Below are 17,112 nucleotides of genomic sequence, written 5' to 3' on the forward strand. Positions count from 1 at the left end.
TATTTAACAAGGGAAAAAATAAAAACGTTTATACTAAAATTTGTTTCACATGACATATTAAAGTGTAAGGTTTTCTAACCAATGATTTAACGAATATAAAAAATAAAGTTAAAAAACCTTACAAATGTCTAATACTTAAGTAAATAGTATTAGGCTGGTTTTACTATTTCAAGATAATTTTTTCAGTCTTTGTGGCATCTCCATTAACGAGCTTCACAATATATATTCCAGTGTGTAAGCTGCTGGCATTGATAGTCTGTAGCGTTGTATTAGATTCTAAGGCTTTAACAGTAACTAAACGTCCTTGTATATCATAAACATTAGCAGAAGTACCTTCGGTCAATTGTCCGGCAATATTAATGGTTTTGTTGTTTTGGTTGGTATAGATTGAAATACCATCAAAAATAGCATTTGCCGTAGATAGTGCACTATTAGAGAATCTCAAGTAAAAACGTCCTGTGCCATTTAAATCCTCAGAAGGGGTCAATACATAATCCGAAGTATTCAATAAAGTAGATGTGCTGGTCAAAGCATCGTCTAAATACACTTCAATAGATGTAGGTAATGTATTTTCAGCAATACTAAAGGTTAATTGTTCGCCCATGTTGGCATTAACACCTAAAGCAATAGTTGTATTGTTATAATCTGTTTTACCGATGGCTTGCGTTGCAAACGGTACATCCATATTCTCTTCTACTAAGTGAGAAAACAGAGAAAACGCTGGCGCAACACCACCAAGTAAGCTAGCATCATAACCAGGATCTAATCCTAAGGTGCTAGCCGCTGTAAAATATACCTTAGTGATAAAGTTGTCCGAAGCGTTACTTAAATTGATGTTTACATTAGTAATTGCAGAAGCGGCAGTTCTACCAGCAATAAAGTCATCATCGGTAGATACAATACGCATATCTGGTGTATCGGTTGTAAACTGAAGGTTACCACCAGCGACATTAGAAGCTACAAAGAAGCCTTGTCCTGGTGCAATATTAAGTGTATTGTTTTCAATAGCACTAATAATGGTATAATCGACTGCAGAACTACCATTTGTACTGTCGTTGTAACCATAGATGACCACAGCGCTTGGATCTAATAGCGCAGCATTTTGGGTTAAAAAAGCTTGAGCATCCAAGTAAGAAGGGAACGGATTACCAACCAGGTTAAGAATGCTTGCCGAACCTTGGTTTATAGCAACCTCAACTAAGCTGTTGTTTACAGTACCTTCAAAAGATACTAAATTTGAACCAGCAACAGGGTCAATACCACTACGATAACCCACACCAGCAGTTAAAGGTGTTGTGTCAGTTTCATCCCAAAGCTCAAAAGGATCCGTGGCATTATCATTATCAAAGCCACCAAAAAGTACGTTCGTACCACTAGGATTTGCTAAAATGTTTGTATTGTTACCGATAAATGTATTGAATGGTTGTCCTGAAACAGGAGCACTAATCAAATCATTACCATTAACAGGGCCGTTATTGTTAACATGGCGGTTGTAAACGACATCACCTGTAGCTGTACCATTAACTATAAGGCTAGAATACTCGTCAGAATCAGAGTTTAAAATTAAACTGCCACTATTGTTAAGGTTTCCTAAAACTTCTAAATTACCTGTTTTTTCAACGTTGACTGTACTTCCGCTTTCTACAGTTAAGTAAGGTGCGGTTTCACTTGTGGTAACATTTACTGTAGAATTTTCAGCAATGGTATATGTGCTTTCAAAGTTTAGTGAGTTTATGTAAAGGTTTCTTTGTCCACTACCACCATCACCATTCGTTCCTGCACTAACGTTATAAAATCTAAGATTAGTGATAGTACCTGCATTAATGCTATTTACAGTGCCACTTTCAGAACCGGTTAATCCTCCTGTTCTATCTGCTGTCCAAGAAACGGTGTTAGCATTTTGAGTAAATGTGAATGTTATGACCGTATTAGCGTCATAAGCATTTCCAAATAAACCAGATGTTCCTGTGATATTATACTGATCACTACCAACATTAAAATTTATAATAGTATTGTTTGAGCCATCTCTCAAATCAAATCCTTTGTTACCATCTCTAAAATTCACCCCAACAGAAACTGTAAAAGAATCACCTTCTTCCATAGTCTTAGGCATTGATAGTGTTGCGCCAGAAACAGCACCATTTCCACTGTTGGCAAACATACCAAAAGAATTTCCATTAACATCTAATGCAGATGAAAACGAGCCAATAAATCGACCAGCAAATCCACCACTTGGTGTGGCTTGGTCAAATGTCCAATCACTAAAACCAGACCCTTGATTTGTTGTGCCCCAACTACCGCTGTAGTTATCTGAGTTGTCATTTCCAAGTGTAAAAGTATCTACTCCTAGTGTTTGACCATTACTAATAAAAGTAAATGATATACATAGAGTAAGAAATAAGTAAAACTGTCTCATAAGCTTATATGGGTTTGATATTATGATAATTTGATAGAATCAAATATAGCTTTTTTTGTAGATTTTTTAAAATAAAGAGGCTTGTGTTGCTAACATGTCACTTCTGGAAAAAATAAACATTTCCCGTTATAACAAAAAACGCACTCATAAATGAGTGCGTTTCTTGATATTAAAAGGTCTTATCTTATTTATTTCAAGATAATTTTTTCAGTTTTTGTAGCATCTCCATTAACGAGCTTTACAATATATATTCCTGTATGCAGATTGCTTGCATCGATAGTTTGTAGCGTTGTATTAGATTCTAAGGCTTTAGCAGTAACTAAACGTCCTTGTGTATCATAAACATTAGCTGAAGTACCTTCGGTCAATTGTCCGGCAATATTAATGGTTTTGTTGTTTTGGTTGGTATAGATTGAAATACCATCAAAAATAGCATTTGCCGTAGATAGTGCACTATTAGAAAACCTTAAGTAAAAACGACCAGTACCATTTAAATCCTCAGAAGGGGTCAATACATAATCAGAAGTATTTAATAAAGTTGATGTACTGGTTAAAGTATCATCTAAATATACTTCAATAGATGTAGGCAATGTGTTTTCTGCAATGCTAAAAGTTAGTTGCTCACCCATGTTGGCATTAACACCTAATGCAATAGTGGTATCGTTATAATCTGTTTTGCCGATAGCTTGTGTTGCAAACGGTACATCCATATTCTCTTCTACTAAGTGAGAAAACAGAGAAAACGCTGGCGCAACACCACCAAGTAAGCTGGCATCATACCCAGGATCTAATCCTAAGCCGCTAGCTGCTGTAAAATACACTTTAGTAATAAAGTTGTCCGTAGCGTTACTTAAATTGATGTTAACGTTTGTTATTGCCGTTCTACCAGCAATAAAGTCATCATCGGTAGATACAATACGCATATCTGGTGTGTTGGTTGTAAACTGAAGGTTACCACCAGCCAAATTAGAAGCTACAAAGAAGCCTTGTCCAGGTGCAATGTTTAGTGTATTGTTTTCTATAGCACTAATAATGGTATAATCATCAGCAGATGTACCATTAGTGCTATCGTTGTAACCATAGATGACCACAGCACTTGGGTCTAACAGCGCAGCATTTTGAGTTAAAAAAGCTTGTGCATCCAAGTAAGAAGGGAACGGATTACCAACCAGGTTAAGAATGCTTGCAGAACCTTGGTTTATAGCAACCTCAACTAAGCTGTTGTTTACAGTACCTTCAAAAGATACTAAATTTGAACCAGCAACAGGGTCAATACCACTACGATAACCCACACCAGCAGTTAAAGGTGTGGTGTCAGTTTCATCCCAAAGTTCAAAAGGATTTACAGCATCGTCATTATCAAAGCCACCAAAAAGTACGTTCGTACCACTTGAGTTGGCTAAAATGTTTGTATTGTTTCCAATAAATGTATTGAATGGTTGTCCGCTTAATGGTGCACTAATCAAATCGTTACCATTTACAGCATCGTTAGAATTTACAAAACGATTATAAGTTACAGTTCCTGTGATAGCACCATCTAGGATAAAACTAGAATAGGTTGTAGATGTAGATTCTAAAGTTAAACTGTTTACAGTTAAAGTGTTTCCAGATTCAACATCTAGACCAGCTCCAGGATAAACAACAACATCATTTAGACTAACATCAGAGTTTAAAACAGCAACACCGTCTGCTACAATGGCGTCTGATGCACCAGTAGTTCCATCAGGATTCGCAGGATACCATGAACCGTCAGAATATACATAACCATTGTAGATGCCCTCAACTTTAAAGTTGTCAAAAGCTAAATCTTCACCACCAGAATTTACGGAAACTGTGATTCTTAAGTCTAAAATAGAACCAACAGGAATTGATTTTTCAAACTCTTGAAATGTACCTGAAAGTTGTAGTCCATCTCCTGTACCATCAAAATCAGTATCCTCAAAAAAATTGTTATTAAAACCTCCGGTATTTTCAAAAGCTAATAAATTCACCCAGCCACCACTATCAACTTGATACTCAATCAAGACAAAGTCTGAGTCATCAATACCACCACCATTAGAAGCAAAAGATCCTTTAAAGGACAATGTAGTAAATTCACTGACATCAATCCCTGTCCATGTTAGCTGACTTGGAGTAGCACTATTTGTCCATCCTCCATCATCTATGTCTTGAGATGCGTGGAAAGTTCCGTCTATATTTGTGTAGGATTCGTTGATGTTTGAGCCATCAGTAATCTGAAAATAATCTGCGGTTCCATCATTGCCCTCACCACCAGCAGTTACTGTGTAGAGATTGTTATTGTTGAAAGGCTCGTGCCAAAAAGCCACTGCTGGATTTGGATCATTTTCCTGTATTGTTAAATCAAATGTAGATTGCGTACCTACAGTAGCCGTATTTCCACCAGTAACACCTGTAATAGTAAACGTTAAGGTTTCATCACCTTCAAAAATAGTATCATCAGTAACTGTTATAGTTAAAGTTTCATCGGTTGAAGACCCGGCAGCAAAGGTTACAGTCTGTGTTGTGTAGCCGTTAATATCTGTATTGTCACCTGTAGTTAATTCTACATCAAAAGAGGTAGCATTGGTGCCGTCAGGATTTGTAATCGAAAAAGTTAAATCGGTTGTTCCTACACCTTCAGATACAGATGCTGAAGCCGAAGCAAATTCTACAGAAGTGATTGGTGAACCACCAGAAAAAGTAAATGCAGTTGTGTCAAATGTCTGTGCAGTGCCAGATGTAGTCCAGTTCGAAAGGTTATAAATTAATGATAAATAAGTAGCTTTATCTTGACCTGCTCTAATTCCAGTGTAGATACCATTATCTCCACCGAAATAAATAGCTGTAGTGCCTAACGTTAATCCAGAGCCTGCTAATGTTCCAGCATCACCAGCGTCTTCACCAGCAAAGCCAAGTAAAGTATATGTTCCTGAGTTGTATGTATTAGTAGATGTCTGATACAAAAACACTCCATCACCACTGTTTCCTAATGCGAAACTACCAGCTTGTTGGCTAACTGTTCCACCTGCAGTAGTTCCGGTAGTTGTAATAGTAATAACAGTACCAGCAGTTATTGATGGTGTCATCCATTCATAAAAACCTTCACCAGTATTAAAATTTGTGCCGTTCCACTCATCGTCAGTAAAGAAAACAGATTCTCCAGCCGGAATATCTTCCAGGGCAACCACTAGGATTTCTTCGTCGTCAACCCCAACTCCAATTATGGCTAAATCACCTGCGGATAATGTTTGCCCAAACCCAAAGCTCGTAAATAAAATGGCAACTAAAAATGTGTAAAAATGTTTCATGTTTTTTTTAAATAAATTGTTTAACAATAACAATACGTCGTAATTAAGGATTGGTTTAGTAGAAAGGGATAGCAAATATAACAAAACTATAGATGCTTTTTGTTTTTAGATATTAACAAAGCGTTAATATTAAACTGAAATGCGCTAAAATAATTTATACCATGCTTTTTTTATGATGCTAAGAGAATTGTTTTAGATTTGTAGCTTAAGCCTATTTTTATTGAAAAATATTCAATCTAAAACTGTAAAAGGAGTCTTATGGAACTTAACTGAGAGGTTAGGAAACCAAGTTATACGGTTTGGTTTGGGTATAATTCTGGCAAGGTTACTAATGCCTTCAGATTATGGTATAATCGCACTTACAACGATAGTTATTGCTTTTTCAGAAATTATTGCAGATGGTGGTTTTATGATGGTTTTAATTCAAAGAAGAGAAAATACCGAAAAAGAATATGCTACGGTGTTTTGGTCAAAATTATTGTCTGCAACTGTTATTTTTGTTCTCATTTTTTTTTCTGCATCTTTTGTAGCTGATTTTTATGAAATACCATTATTGAAAAATGTACTTAGATTAATAGCATTGTCATTAGTTATCAATGCATTTAGCAGCGTTCATAAAATTAGATTAACTGTAGATCTCGATTTTAAGGGACAGGCTAAAATTATTCTTTTGTCTACTCTCATTGGTGGCTGTACAGGTATTATTTTAGCATTAAACGGTTACGGTGTTTGGTCATTAGTTATTCAAACTTTAACAATAAGTGCAGTGCAGGTAGTTTTATTTTGGTTTTATACCAAATGGGTTCCTAGATTTACATTTTCTCAACCATTTGTAAAAAGTGTATTTGGGAATAGCTTGTATTTTTTGTTCGCAAATATATTAACGGTTATATATAATAATCTATATATAACTACCATTGGTAAGGTTTATAACTCTTCTTTATTAGGGCTGTATACAAGAGCCCGCCAGTTTGAGCAACTACCAGAAAATACAACAAATTCTATTATTGTTAAGGTTTTATTTCCTGTATTAACTGCTAATAAGGACAATAAAAAAGCTTTAAAAGAAAATACAACACAAATATTGTCATGGTTGTCTTTTATAATTGTACCAATAATGTTTCTGCTGATTGTTAATGCTAAACAAATTATTGTATTCTTTTTGACAGAAAAATGGATAGGTGCCGTAGAGTTTTTAATAATTTTGGCGGTTGCAGGAATTTTTATTCCAATTAATAATACCTTATTAAATATATTTAATGTGTTAGGCAAACCAAAAATATCAACAAGAATTTATCTGCTTAAAATTTTATTAAGTGCATTTTTAATTTTTCTCGTTTGGGAACATGGAGTGTTGTTTACTGCAGCAATGATAATCTTAGAAAATATTATAGTATTTATTGTTTTGAGCTTTATAACTAGAAATCTTATTAACTTAAGTATTTTAGATGTTGTTAAGGCTATAGGAGGAGTAGTTACTGTTAATTTGTTAGTGTTTGCAATTATATTTTATATATTCAATTATTTAAGTCTGATGACTTTTAATAATGTAGGTCAAATGATAGTATCGTCAATCTCTTATGTGTCTATTTTATATGCATTAGGGCACATCTTAAAATTACCCCAAATAAAACATATCAAAAAAAAAATAAAACAAAGATTTTGAGTTTTTTATTTAAAACGAGAACGAGATTAAGGAAACTTAGGTTTAGGATAAAAGGAGAGCTTTTTAGACTATACCTTTTAAGTTGTGGATGTAAGGTTGGTATGGGTATAAAGTGTAAAACATTTCCTGTATTGAGAACAATACCTAAAAAAAATATTACAGTTGGTAATAATGTTAATTTTGGATATAGGATATCGTTAGATATTAGGGATAATGGTCAATTAATTATTGGTAACAACGTAAATCTTACCCAGGATATAGTAATTAGTGCTTTAGATAGAGTAGAAATTGGTGATGATGTCCTAATAGCTGAGTATGTTAGTATTAGAGATGGCGATCATAAATATGAAAAGAATAAGAAAATCAACAGGCAAAGTCTTGTTAAAAGCCCAATAGAAATAGCTTCTGATGTTTGGATTGGAGCAGGAGTAAAAATTTTAAAAGGAGCTAATGTGAAAAAAGGTTGCATTATCGCGGCTAATAGTATAGTATTAGAAAAAACAAAAACTGAAGAGTATAATATATATGCTGGTTCACCAGCAAAAAAAATAGGTGAAAGAATTTAAGTTTTGAGGGTAGGTATAGTCACAACATGGTTTGAGAGAGGAGCTGCATATGTCTCTTTGCAATATGCTAAAAAATTAAAGGACGAAGGGGTAGAGGTTTTTATTTATGCTAGAGGAGGGTATGATCATAGTTTTAATAACCTATTTCCTGTTGAAGTTGATAAAGATCACAATTTGATTATTAAATCCGCCTTAAATGTCTCACAATTTAAAAAATGGTTAATTGATAATAATTTAACCCATGTTTTATTTAATGAGCAGTTCTGGTGGCAACCCATTATACTCACAAAAAAAATGAATATTAAATGTCTGGCGTATATAGATTATTATACCAAGACATCAATACCGCTTTTTAAAATATATGATAAACTTATTTGTAATACTAAACGGCATTTTTCTGTTTTTGATAAACTAGGTAATGCTGTTTATATTCCTTGGGGTACAGATGTCGATCTTTACGCTCCAAAAGAGAAAGATTATGATCAAGTTGTGTTTTTTCATTCTGTTGGTTGGTCACCATTTCGGAAAGGAACGGATTTCTTATTGGAAGCAGCGAGTAGAATAGATGATGATTTTAAACTTATTCTGCATTCACAAATAAACTTAGAACAATCATTGCCTGAACAAAAACATATAATTAATGATTTGCTAAGCAGGGGAAAATTAGAATTAATAGATAAAACAGTCGAGGCGCCAGGCTTATATCATCTTGGAAATGTATATGTATATCCTTCAAGACTAGAAGGAATTGGTCTTTCTATTGCCGAAGCATTGTCTTGTGGGCTACCAACAATAGTTCCAGATAATGGACCCATGAATGAGTTTATTGATGAGCAAACTTGTAAAACAATTTCAATTAAAGAATTTAGAACAAGAGAGGATAATTATTTTTGGCCGATGTGTTATGTTGATGTTGATGACTTGATCAGAAAAATTAAGTATTATATAGAGAACAAAGAGAATTTGTCAAAACTTTCAGAGATGACCAGAGAGTATGCCATCAAGAATCTTAATTGGGATATTAACGCTAAAGAATTATTAAATATTTTTTACTCAACATCACACCAAAAACTAGAAAAAAATCTATTAAATATAGCTAAGAAAAGTGATTCAGATAAAATGAAACTAAGTTTCGTTTATGCATTCAGTCCATTTCTTTATAAATCTTTAGTTAAATTATATAAGTCATTTGTAAAAAAATGAAAATTCTCTGGTTGGCACCTAATTTTAATCATTACAAGGCACGTTTCTTAAATCATTTAGCGCAAGATTCAGAAATAGATCTTACAATTGTTTCAGGAACAGGTAGGGAAAATATGGGCGACAAAGAACTTGATGAAACTTGGGATTTTAAACATGAAAAAGTTAACGTGTCCAAAAATGATTTTGGAAAATCAAAAGAAGTTAAGCAAAAATTAAAATCCATGTTTAGGAATTTTGATTGGATATTAATACCTGCTGAAAAGAAGAATATTTCCTTATTATTATTTGCTGAAAAATTAAGAAAGCACAATCCACAAGTCCGCCTTTTTTCATATAACCATGCACAGTTTAAATCTAAAAATGGATTATTAGCATTATTAGATAGTACGTTATCTAATTTATTTTACAAAAAACTAGATAGGGTTATATTTTACACTGAAAATGCGTGTAAAGTAGCTGTTAATCAAAAGATTATATCCCAACATAAGGCGTTTTGGGCTAACAATACAATAGATAATACAGAAATAGAGAAGTATTATTCGTTTCAATTGCCACATAAACAACCTACTATTGTGTTTATAGGACGCTTAATAGCATCTAAACGTATCAAAGACCTTATTTCCTATTACAAGGCATTGAAGGTAAAACTTCCTAATCTCAAACTCGAGATAATTGGTGATGGACCCGAGCTAATACATGTTAAAACTACCATAGACGCAGATAAGGATATAAAATGGCATGGCACGTTAGTGGACGAGGCAAAAATAGCACCAGTGATGGCGAGAGCTTCCATTGTGTTTGTGCCAGGACTATCAGGATTATCTATTAATCATGCCTTTGCTTACGGAAGACCTTATATTACATTAGCTGCCGACAAACATGGGCCAGAAATAAGTTATTTAAATCACAACGAAAACGGTTATTTACTACAGGGTGATTTTAAAGAAAACATTAAGGTTATAGCAAACTTGTTAAATAACAATAACAAGCTAGAACAATTTAGTTATAATGCCATGAAAAAGGGAAAGCAATTGTCAGTCGATAAATGGGTGCAACAAATAAAACAGAGTCTTGCTAATGCGTAATAAAAAGCCAAAAATATTATTTATTGGACCAACTCCACCTCCTTATTCGGGCCCAGAACTCAGTATGCAACAATTTTCAGAGTCTGAAGTCCTAAATGACGCTTTTGATATAAAGTTTTTAAAAACAAACTTTAGAAAAGACAATACCAAAAAAGGAAAGCTAGATTTCTCTATGCTAACTAATTTTTTTATCTATTTTTCTAAACTTTTGAGATTGTTAGTATTTAATAGATTTACTTGTGTGTATTACCCAATTACACCAACACAAATCGGTTGGATTGGTAGAGACAGTTGGACTATCTTATTAAGTAAAGTATTTGGTGCAAAAGTAATTATTCATCTTAGAGGTAGTCACTTTAAGCTAAACTTACAAACATTTAACAAGGTTGTAAAAAACATAGTTGGCTTTAGTCTTAAAAGAGTAGATTGTGCTATTGTACAGGCAAAATATCTTAAAGATCAGTTTAAACCTTATATAATGGATGATAGAGTGGCTGTACTTTATCAAGCTATGGATGTAAACGAATATTCTAACAACCATAAATCAGAAATAGAAGAAGGAAAGATTTTAATAATGGGCCATATGACCAAGGCTAAAGGATATACGGATATTCTAAAAATAATTCCTGACATTTGCGAAACACTCCCAAATACAAAATTTTACTTTGCAGGTAATATTAGAAAAGGTGAGCGCGGAGTCTTTTATAACCAGTTCACCGGTGAGAAGATAAGCTACGAAGATCCGTTTATGGCAGAAGAAAAGATTCTTAAGTCAAAGTTTAAAGATAACTACGTAAATTTAGGAATCATTAGTGGTAAAGATAAAATGGCGCATTTGGCAACTACAACTGTTTTTTTAACAGCCTCATATTCAGAAGGTTTTTCAAGGTCTTTGTTGGAAGCAATGGCAATGGGGAAGCCAGCTGTTTTTACACCTGTAGGTGCGCATAGAGAGGTTTTTAAAGATGGAGTTAACGGCTTTTCGTTTATGCCTGGCGAATTACAACAATTAACCTCAGTGCTGAAAAAGATTTTGAGTGATAAAGAAACTAGATTAAAAATTGGAGAAACTAACAGGTCGTATGTTGTTTCAAACTTCTCGATTCAAAAAATTGCTAACGATTTTAAAGAAATTATACTTAAAACTATAGCATCATGAAAACCATTATTCGAAAGTTAGTACATTACTTAGGGAACGTTTTACGGTTTTTTCAAATGTCGTTTCTAAGGGCATCTGGTGCTAAAATCGGTAAGAATACCATGATAAGTTTGGGTGCGAAAATAGATGTAAGACGTGGGCAAATTACCATAGGAGAGCATTGTTTAATAACACATGGTTGCTATATTTTGTCTCACGATGGTGCGGCACACGTTATTGACAATGAAGATAATGGCACAGGTTATGTCACAATAGGAAATCATGTGTTTATCGGTGTCAACTCTGTTGTGATGCGTAATGTAACAATTGGTGACCATGCCATTATTGGCGCTGGTTCGGTAGTAAATAAAGATATTCCAGAAGGGGCTATAGCTGCAGGTAATCCAGCTAAAGTTATAAAGCAATTAGAGCCTCCTTACAAGGCGTTGCCAAAAAAACACAATTCTTTAGAATGATAGGTGTTCCTGTATTTATTCTTCTAACACTATTGGGTGTTAGATTAAGAAAAGGTGTTTTTGCTGCTTTTTTGGTGTTGGTTAGTACAAAATCAATAATGGATTCTTTTTGGGATATCAAATTTGGACCACTTTCAATGTTGTCTATACAAGGGATATTGATTCCAATTTTATTTTATAAAGTTTATAAATATAAGAAGCGACTTCCTCTTTACTGGGTTAGAACTGCCAATTTATATTTGTTAGCCCTATCTTTTGGTTTATTTTGGAGTTTAATAAGTGAGCCCTTTTTAGCAATAGAAATACTGGTATTAAACATTAATATATATTTAGGCTTCTTTATTATACCTTTAGTAATAGAAAACAAGACAAGTCTGAGAAAAACTTTAATCGCATTAATGATTTGTGGTGTGTTTCCAATGTTAGTCAGTCTTTACCAGCTTCAAACAGGTGTTATTTTTAATGATCGTGCGACTGTTGGATTGACTAGGTATGTTGGTTTTTATCACGATGCATTTCCAGTACGATTTTATGGTTTAATGACACTTTTTGCGGTATTCATTTATCTCAATAACTTTAAAGTTAAAAGAATACAATTCAAAATTTTCATGGTAGCAATAACAATCGGTGCTTTTATATCTATTTATTTAGTATTTAGTAAGGCAGCAGTTGCTATTTTGGGTGTTTGGTTTATACTCTTGTTATTGTTTTCAAATTCTAGGTTTAAGTATATATTTTCTGTATTACTAGCAATTATGGTATTGTTTTTAGTGTTTGGTGATGCTATCAGCAGCAATGTAGGGCAACTTTTTAGTAAAGAAGTAGGGTACCAATCAGGTGAAGTTAAAGATGCTCGTTATACGCTTGCAGGTAGAGGATATATATGGCAGGATTTCTGGAGGTTCTGGATCAATGAGCAAAACAGTTTTTTTCAATGGGTTGGTGATGGTTTAAATCGACCAGCACACAATGAATGGCTAAGAGTATTGCTAATGAATGGTATTTTGGGCCTAATTTTTTTATTATTTTTTAACTTTCGAATATTTTACCATTTATCAAAAATGAGACGTAATGTTTTGATTTTTGGTTTAATGTTGATGGCAATGTATAGTATAGACAGTATAGGATTAGTACCAGGTGTATATTATTATTATAATATATTAGTATGGGGTATATTTGGACTTTTATTAATCAAACCACATTTTTTTATAAAAAGATAATAGCTTAATGCAACAACTCACACAAAAACTAGGCTCAGGAGATATGATTATACAAGACGTACCCTATCCGCAATTAGGCAAGGGCATGGTCATTGTAAAAAACCATTATTCCATTATCAGTGCAGGTACAGAGGGCTCAACTGTGGTAGCCGCTCGCAAAAGTCTTATTGGTAAGGCCAAAGAGCGTCCGCAACAAGTAAAACAAGTTATAGATACCTTAAAAAAACAAGGCCCTGTACAAACTTACAGAGCAGTGATGAAAAAATTAGATGCCTATTCTCCATTAGGCTACAGTTGTGCAGGTGAAGTGCTAGAAGTGGGAGAGGGAGTTACCGAGTTCGAAATTGGTGATAAAGTAGCATGTGCAGGTGCAGGATACGCTAACCATGCAGAGATTGTATCGGTTCCGGTAAACCTTTGCGTAAAATTAGAAAACGATGCCAACCTTAAAGACGCAGCTTACAATACACTAGGCGCTATTTCTATGCAAGGGGTGCGTCAGGCAGATTTAAGATTAGGAGAATCTTGTGTGGTCATCGGCTTAGGTCTATTGGGTCAGCTAGCAGCATTAATTCTTAAAGCATCTGGTGTTACGGTAATTGGTGTAGATGTGTCTGAGGCTGCAGTTAATCAGGCGGTAGAAAATAAAGTTGTTGATTTAGGTTTAACTCGCAATGCAGCTGGAGTAGAAGAGCAAATCTTAAATGCTACAAAAGGTCACGGTGCAGATGCGGTAATCATAGCTGCAGCAACTTCAAGTTTAGACCCAATTAATTTTGCTGGTGCCATAGCGCGCAAAAAAGGCAAAGTGGTGGTTTTGGGTGCTGTGCCTACAGGTTTTGATCGCGATCCGTATTGGTACCGTAAAGAGTTAGAATTAAAAATGGCATGCTCTTATGGACCAGGTCGTTATGATCTTAACTATGAAGAAAAAGGTATCGATTACCCATTGCCTTACGTGCGTTGGACAGAAAAACGAAACATGGAGGCGTTTCAAAGTCTTATAGCTACTGGGCGTATTAATATAGGTTATTTAACCACGCACGAATTTGAGTTCGATAATGCCAAGGATGCTTTTGATTTGGTAGTATCTAAAACAGAACCGTTTACAGGAATTGCTCTAAAATATGATACGTCTAAAGACATTTCTAAAGCTAAAATTACAACATCTGATGCTACTAAGCTCGGAAAGGTCAATATATCTTTTATTGGTGCTGGGAGTTATGCGCAAGGAAATTTATTGCCAAATATTCCAGAAACTTCAGAAGTTGGGAGAGTAGGTGTATTAACTAACACAGGGACAACATCTAAACGTGTGGCAGAAAAGTTTAAGTTTCAATTTTGTGCTACAGAAGAAACAGATGTTTTGGATGATAAAACCAATACAGTCTTTGTAGCGACGCGTCACGATTCACATGGACCATACGTTTTAAAAGGTTTACAAGCCAATAAAAATGTATTTGTAGAAAAACCGTTGTGCTTGTTAGAGTCAGAATTAGAACAAATTATTGAAGCACAAGAAGCCAATAAAAAAGCGGTAATGGTTGGCTTTAATAGACGATTTTCTCCATTAACAAAAAAGTTAAAGAAAGCAGTTGGGAATAACCCAATGACAATGATCTACAGAATCAATGCAGGTGCTATTCCTAAAGATACATGGATACAAGATGCTGAAATTGGTGGTGGTAGAATTCTAGGTGAGGCTTGCCATTTCATAGACTACTTGACATATCTTAATGGAAGTTTACCTACAAAGATAACGGCATCCGCATTGCCAGACGCCAATCAGTTAAATGATACGCTAAACATTTTAATTCAATTTGAAAATGGATCCTCAGGAGTTGTTGGCTATTATGCTAATGGTTCTAAAGCAATGGCTAAGGAATATGTTGAGGTGTTTTCAGCTGGCATGTCTGCAACGTTGAGCGATTTTAAGGAGTTAAAGATTTACGGAAAAGGGAAGCCAAAAAAGAAAAAGCTCCTTAATCAGAACAAAGGTCAAAAAGAAATGGTAGAAGCCTTTGTTGATGAGTTACTTAAAGAAGGTCAGGCACCAATTCCTTTTGAAGAAATTGTAGCTGTAACAAAAGCATCATTTAAAGTTTTAGAATCTATAAAGCGTGGTGGAGAACAAGTCGATGTCTAATTTTGCAGAATCATTTAAGAAGCTGAAATCTTACTGCGAAGCCGAAAACTTCAAAGGTTGGGATCCTTATGATGGTTTAAATTCAAAGGTGTTTCAAGCATTGCCTTTAAAACATTGGGATGTGGCGCGTTGGGTTTGGATTCAAGGATTTAAGCGTAATCCTATTAATCTTAGAAACATATTATTGGTGCCTAAGCAACATAACTCCAAAGGTATAGCATTATTTCTTTTGGGCTATTGTAGGTTATACGAAGCAGCTTGCCAAGGTAAAACCGAATTCGGAACTTTAGAAGAACTATTAGATAAGATAAAGTACATCACCCAACTACTTTTAGACATGAAAGTAGAAGGCTATGCAGGCGCATGTTGGGGCTATAACTTCGATTGGCAGGCAAGACGACTCTTCCTATTCAAAAAAAATACACCAACAGTAGTAGCAACAGCGTTTTGTGTTGAGGCACTAATAGAAAGTTATAAGATAACAAAAGACCCAAATGTACTAGAGGTAGCAACATCTTCGGCCGAATTTGTGTTACAGGATTTATCCAGAACAAAACATGGTAAAGGACACATCTTTTCATATAGTGTTAAAGATGGCAACAATACAGTAATAAATGCATCGTTATTAGGTGCAAAAATTTTGAGCTATGCCTATAAATACAAAAAAAAGCAAGAGTATTTAGATATGGCCAAAAAAGCTGTTATTGCTGCTAGTGATTTGCAAGAAGACGATGGTTCTTGGATTTATGGGTTGTTGTCAATACAGTCTTGGAAAGATAGTTTTCATACGGGTTTTAATTTAGATGCTATAGAAACCTATCAGCAAAATACAGGTGATACATCATTTCAGAAATATATAGATAAAGGTTGGTCATACTATACAGAACACTTTTTTGAGGAAGATGGAAAGCCAAAATACTACCATAACAAAACTTATCCAATAGATATTCATTGTCCGGCACAAGTCATAGTAACAGCTTCTAAGCTCAATCAATTCAAAGATCATGTTGAATTGTTAGAACGTACACTAAATTGGACGATAGAAAACATGCAGTCCAAAAAAGGGTATTTTTATTACCAATACAGACAAGGATTAAGTTCAAAGATTCCATATATGCGATGGAGCAACGCCTTTATGTTCAATGCAATGGCACACTATTACTTAGAAAAAAACAAATAGTCATGAAGTCTCAAGCCCTAAATAATGTCATAACCTATGCGCCAAAATCTAGAGCGCAACTCATAGAGTATGCTTTTGAGCACCATAAAATTTTAGTAGCCGTAAATGCTGAGAAAATTCTACATGCCACCGATGAAAGTCGTGCGATCATTAACCGAAATTTAGGCTATCCAGATGGTATAGGTGCCGTTTGGGCACTGCATAAAAAGGGCTATAAAGATGTCGTTAAAATTCCAGGCTGCGAACTTTGGCTGGATATTGTAGAAAAGTACCATAAAACAAAGTCATTTTATTTGGTAGGCGGAAAGCAAGAGGTTATAGATGCAACTGTTGCAAAGCTAAAAGAAGAATATAAAAGCATTGACATTTGCAATTACAGAAACGGCTACATTAGAACCGAAACTGAAGAAAATCAGCTCATTGAGGACATTGTAAAACACCAACCCGATGTTGTATTTGTCGCTATGGGCTCACCAAAACAAGAACTTTTAATGGAGCGCATACAACAGCAGCATCAAGCTGTATATCAAGGCTTGGGCGGAAGCTTCGATGTCTACACAGGGAATGTAAAGCGAGCTCCCAAATGGTGGGTAAAAAACAATTTGGAATGGGCCTATAGACTAATTAATCAGCCTTCAAGGATCAAACGTCAAATACACTTAGTACGTTTTTTAGCAAATTTAATATTAGGGAAATATTAAAAACTAT

12 protein-coding genes are annotated in these 17,112 nt (G+C 34.6%); 10 read left to right on the forward strand and 2 right to left on the reverse strand.

Features of this window, described 5'->3' with window-relative positions; translation table 11 throughout:
• Window positions 1–163: 163 nt before the first annotated feature.
• Both ACXAFS_RS04460 and ACXAFS_RS04465 read right to left on the reverse strand, forming a co-directional pair.
• Window positions 164–2,416 (reverse strand): T9SS type A sorting domain-containing protein, encoded by a 2,253-nt coding sequence (locus tag ACXAFS_RS04460; protein ID WP_475305560.1) that lies wholly within the window; start codon window positions 2,414–2,416, stop codon window positions 164–166.
• Window positions 2,417–2,604: 188 nt separating this feature from the next.
• The gene (locus tag ACXAFS_RS04465; protein WP_475305562.1) at window positions 2,605–5,724 is read right to left on the reverse strand and encodes a T9SS type A sorting domain-containing protein; all 3,120 of its coding nucleotides are present in this window, start codon (window positions 5,722–5,724) and stop codon (window positions 2,605–2,607) included.
• A 220-nt stretch (window positions 5,725–5,944) separates the two neighbouring features.
• Between ACXAFS_RS04465 and ACXAFS_RS04470 the strand changes: the two genes are divergently transcribed.
• From ACXAFS_RS04470 to ACXAFS_RS04515, 10 genes are all read left to right on the forward strand, one after another.
• A complete protein-coding gene (locus tag ACXAFS_RS04470; protein WP_475305563.1) occupies window positions 5,945–7,390 on the forward strand; it encodes a lipopolysaccharide biosynthesis protein in 1,446 nt (481 codons plus the stop codon).
• Between the two features lie 131 nt (window positions 7,391–7,521).
• Window positions 7,522–7,956, forward strand: a complete 435-nt coding sequence (locus ACXAFS_RS04475; RefSeq protein WP_475305564.1) for an acyltransferase — start codon at window positions 7,522–7,524, stop codon at window positions 7,954–7,956.
• 3 nt (window positions 7,957–7,959) lie between these two features.
• Window positions 7,960–9,159, forward strand: coding sequence for a glycosyltransferase family 4 protein (locus ACXAFS_RS04480; protein ID WP_475305566.1), 1,200 nt, complete (start codon window positions 7,960–7,962; stop codon window positions 9,157–9,159).
• Window positions 9,156–10,244, forward strand: coding sequence for a glycosyltransferase (locus tag ACXAFS_RS04485; RefSeq protein WP_475305567.1), 1,089 nt, complete (start codon window positions 9,156–9,158; stop codon window positions 10,242–10,244). The genes ACXAFS_RS04480 and ACXAFS_RS04485 overlap by 4 nt, the downstream gene beginning before the upstream one ends.
• A complete protein-coding gene (locus tag ACXAFS_RS04490) occupies window positions 10,237–11,403 on the forward strand; it encodes a glycosyltransferase family 4 protein (protein WP_475305569.1) in 1,167 nt (388 codons plus the stop codon). Before ACXAFS_RS04485 ends, ACXAFS_RS04490 begins: the two co-directional genes overlap by 8 nt.
• Window positions 11,400–11,858: an acyltransferase gene (locus ACXAFS_RS04495; RefSeq protein WP_475305570.1), complete on the forward strand. Its 459-nt coding sequence runs from the start codon at window positions 11,400–11,402 to the stop codon at window positions 11,856–11,858. The genes ACXAFS_RS04490 and ACXAFS_RS04495 overlap by 4 nt, the downstream gene beginning before the upstream one ends.
• Window positions 11,855–13,078 (forward strand): O-antigen ligase family protein, encoded by a 1,224-nt coding sequence (locus tag ACXAFS_RS04500; protein ID WP_475305571.1) that lies wholly within the window; start codon window positions 11,855–11,857, stop codon window positions 13,076–13,078. The genes ACXAFS_RS04495 and ACXAFS_RS04500 overlap by 4 nt, the downstream gene beginning before the upstream one ends.
• Window positions 13,079–13,085: 7 nt before the next feature.
• The gene (locus tag ACXAFS_RS04505) at window positions 13,086–15,224 is read left to right on the forward strand and encodes a bi-domain-containing oxidoreductase (RefSeq protein ID WP_475305573.1); all 2,139 of its coding nucleotides are present in this window, start codon (window positions 13,086–13,088) and stop codon (window positions 15,222–15,224) included.
• The gene (locus tag ACXAFS_RS04510; RefSeq protein ID WP_475305574.1) at window positions 15,217–16,404 is read left to right on the forward strand and encodes a delta-aminolevulinic acid dehydratase; all 1,188 of its coding nucleotides are present in this window, start codon (window positions 15,217–15,219) and stop codon (window positions 16,402–16,404) included. Before ACXAFS_RS04505 ends, ACXAFS_RS04510 begins: the two co-directional genes overlap by 8 nt.
• A gap of 2 nt (window positions 16,405–16,406) precedes the next feature.
• Window positions 16,407–17,105 (forward strand): WecB/TagA/CpsF family glycosyltransferase, encoded by a 699-nt coding sequence (locus ACXAFS_RS04515; protein ID WP_475305575.1) that lies wholly within the window; start codon window positions 16,407–16,409, stop codon window positions 17,103–17,105.
• The last annotated feature ends 7 nt before the right edge of the window (window positions 17,106–17,112 follow it).

Source organism: Winogradskyella sp. ABM4_392, assembly GCF_056160445.1.

Bases quoted from the DNA above. Each gene is read 5' to 3' on its own strand.
- ACXAFS_RS04460 (WP_475305560.1), bottom strand. From the start codon at position 2,416: ATGAGACAGTTTTACTTATTTCTTACTCTATGTATATCATTTACTTTT.
- ACXAFS_RS04465 (WP_475305562.1), bottom strand. From the start codon at position 5,724: ATGAAACATTTTTACACATTTTTAGTTGCCATTTTATTTACGAGCTTT.
- ACXAFS_RS04485 (WP_475305567.1), top strand. From the start codon at position 9,156: ATGAAAATTCTCTGGTTGGCACCTAATTTTAATCATTACAAGGCACGT.
- ACXAFS_RS04490 (WP_475305569.1), top strand. From the start codon at position 10,237: ATGCGTAATAAAAAGCCAAAAATATTATTTATTGGACCAACTCCACCT.
- ACXAFS_RS04495 (WP_475305570.1), top strand. From the start codon at position 11,400: ATGAAAACCATTATTCGAAAGTTAGTACATTACTTAGGGAACGTTTTA.
- ACXAFS_RS04500 (WP_475305571.1), top strand. From the start codon at position 11,855: ATGATAGGTGTTCCTGTATTTATTCTTCTAACACTATTGGGTGTTAGA.
- ACXAFS_RS04505 (WP_475305573.1), top strand. From the start codon at position 13,086: ATGCAACAACTCACACAAAAACTAGGCTCAGGAGATATGATTATACAA.
- ACXAFS_RS04510 (WP_475305574.1), top strand. From the start codon at position 15,217: ATGTCTAATTTTGCAGAATCATTTAAGAAGCTGAAATCTTACTGCGAA.
- ACXAFS_RS04515 (WP_475305575.1), top strand. From the start codon at position 16,407: ATGAAGTCTCAAGCCCTAAATAATGTCATAACCTATGCGCCAAAATCT.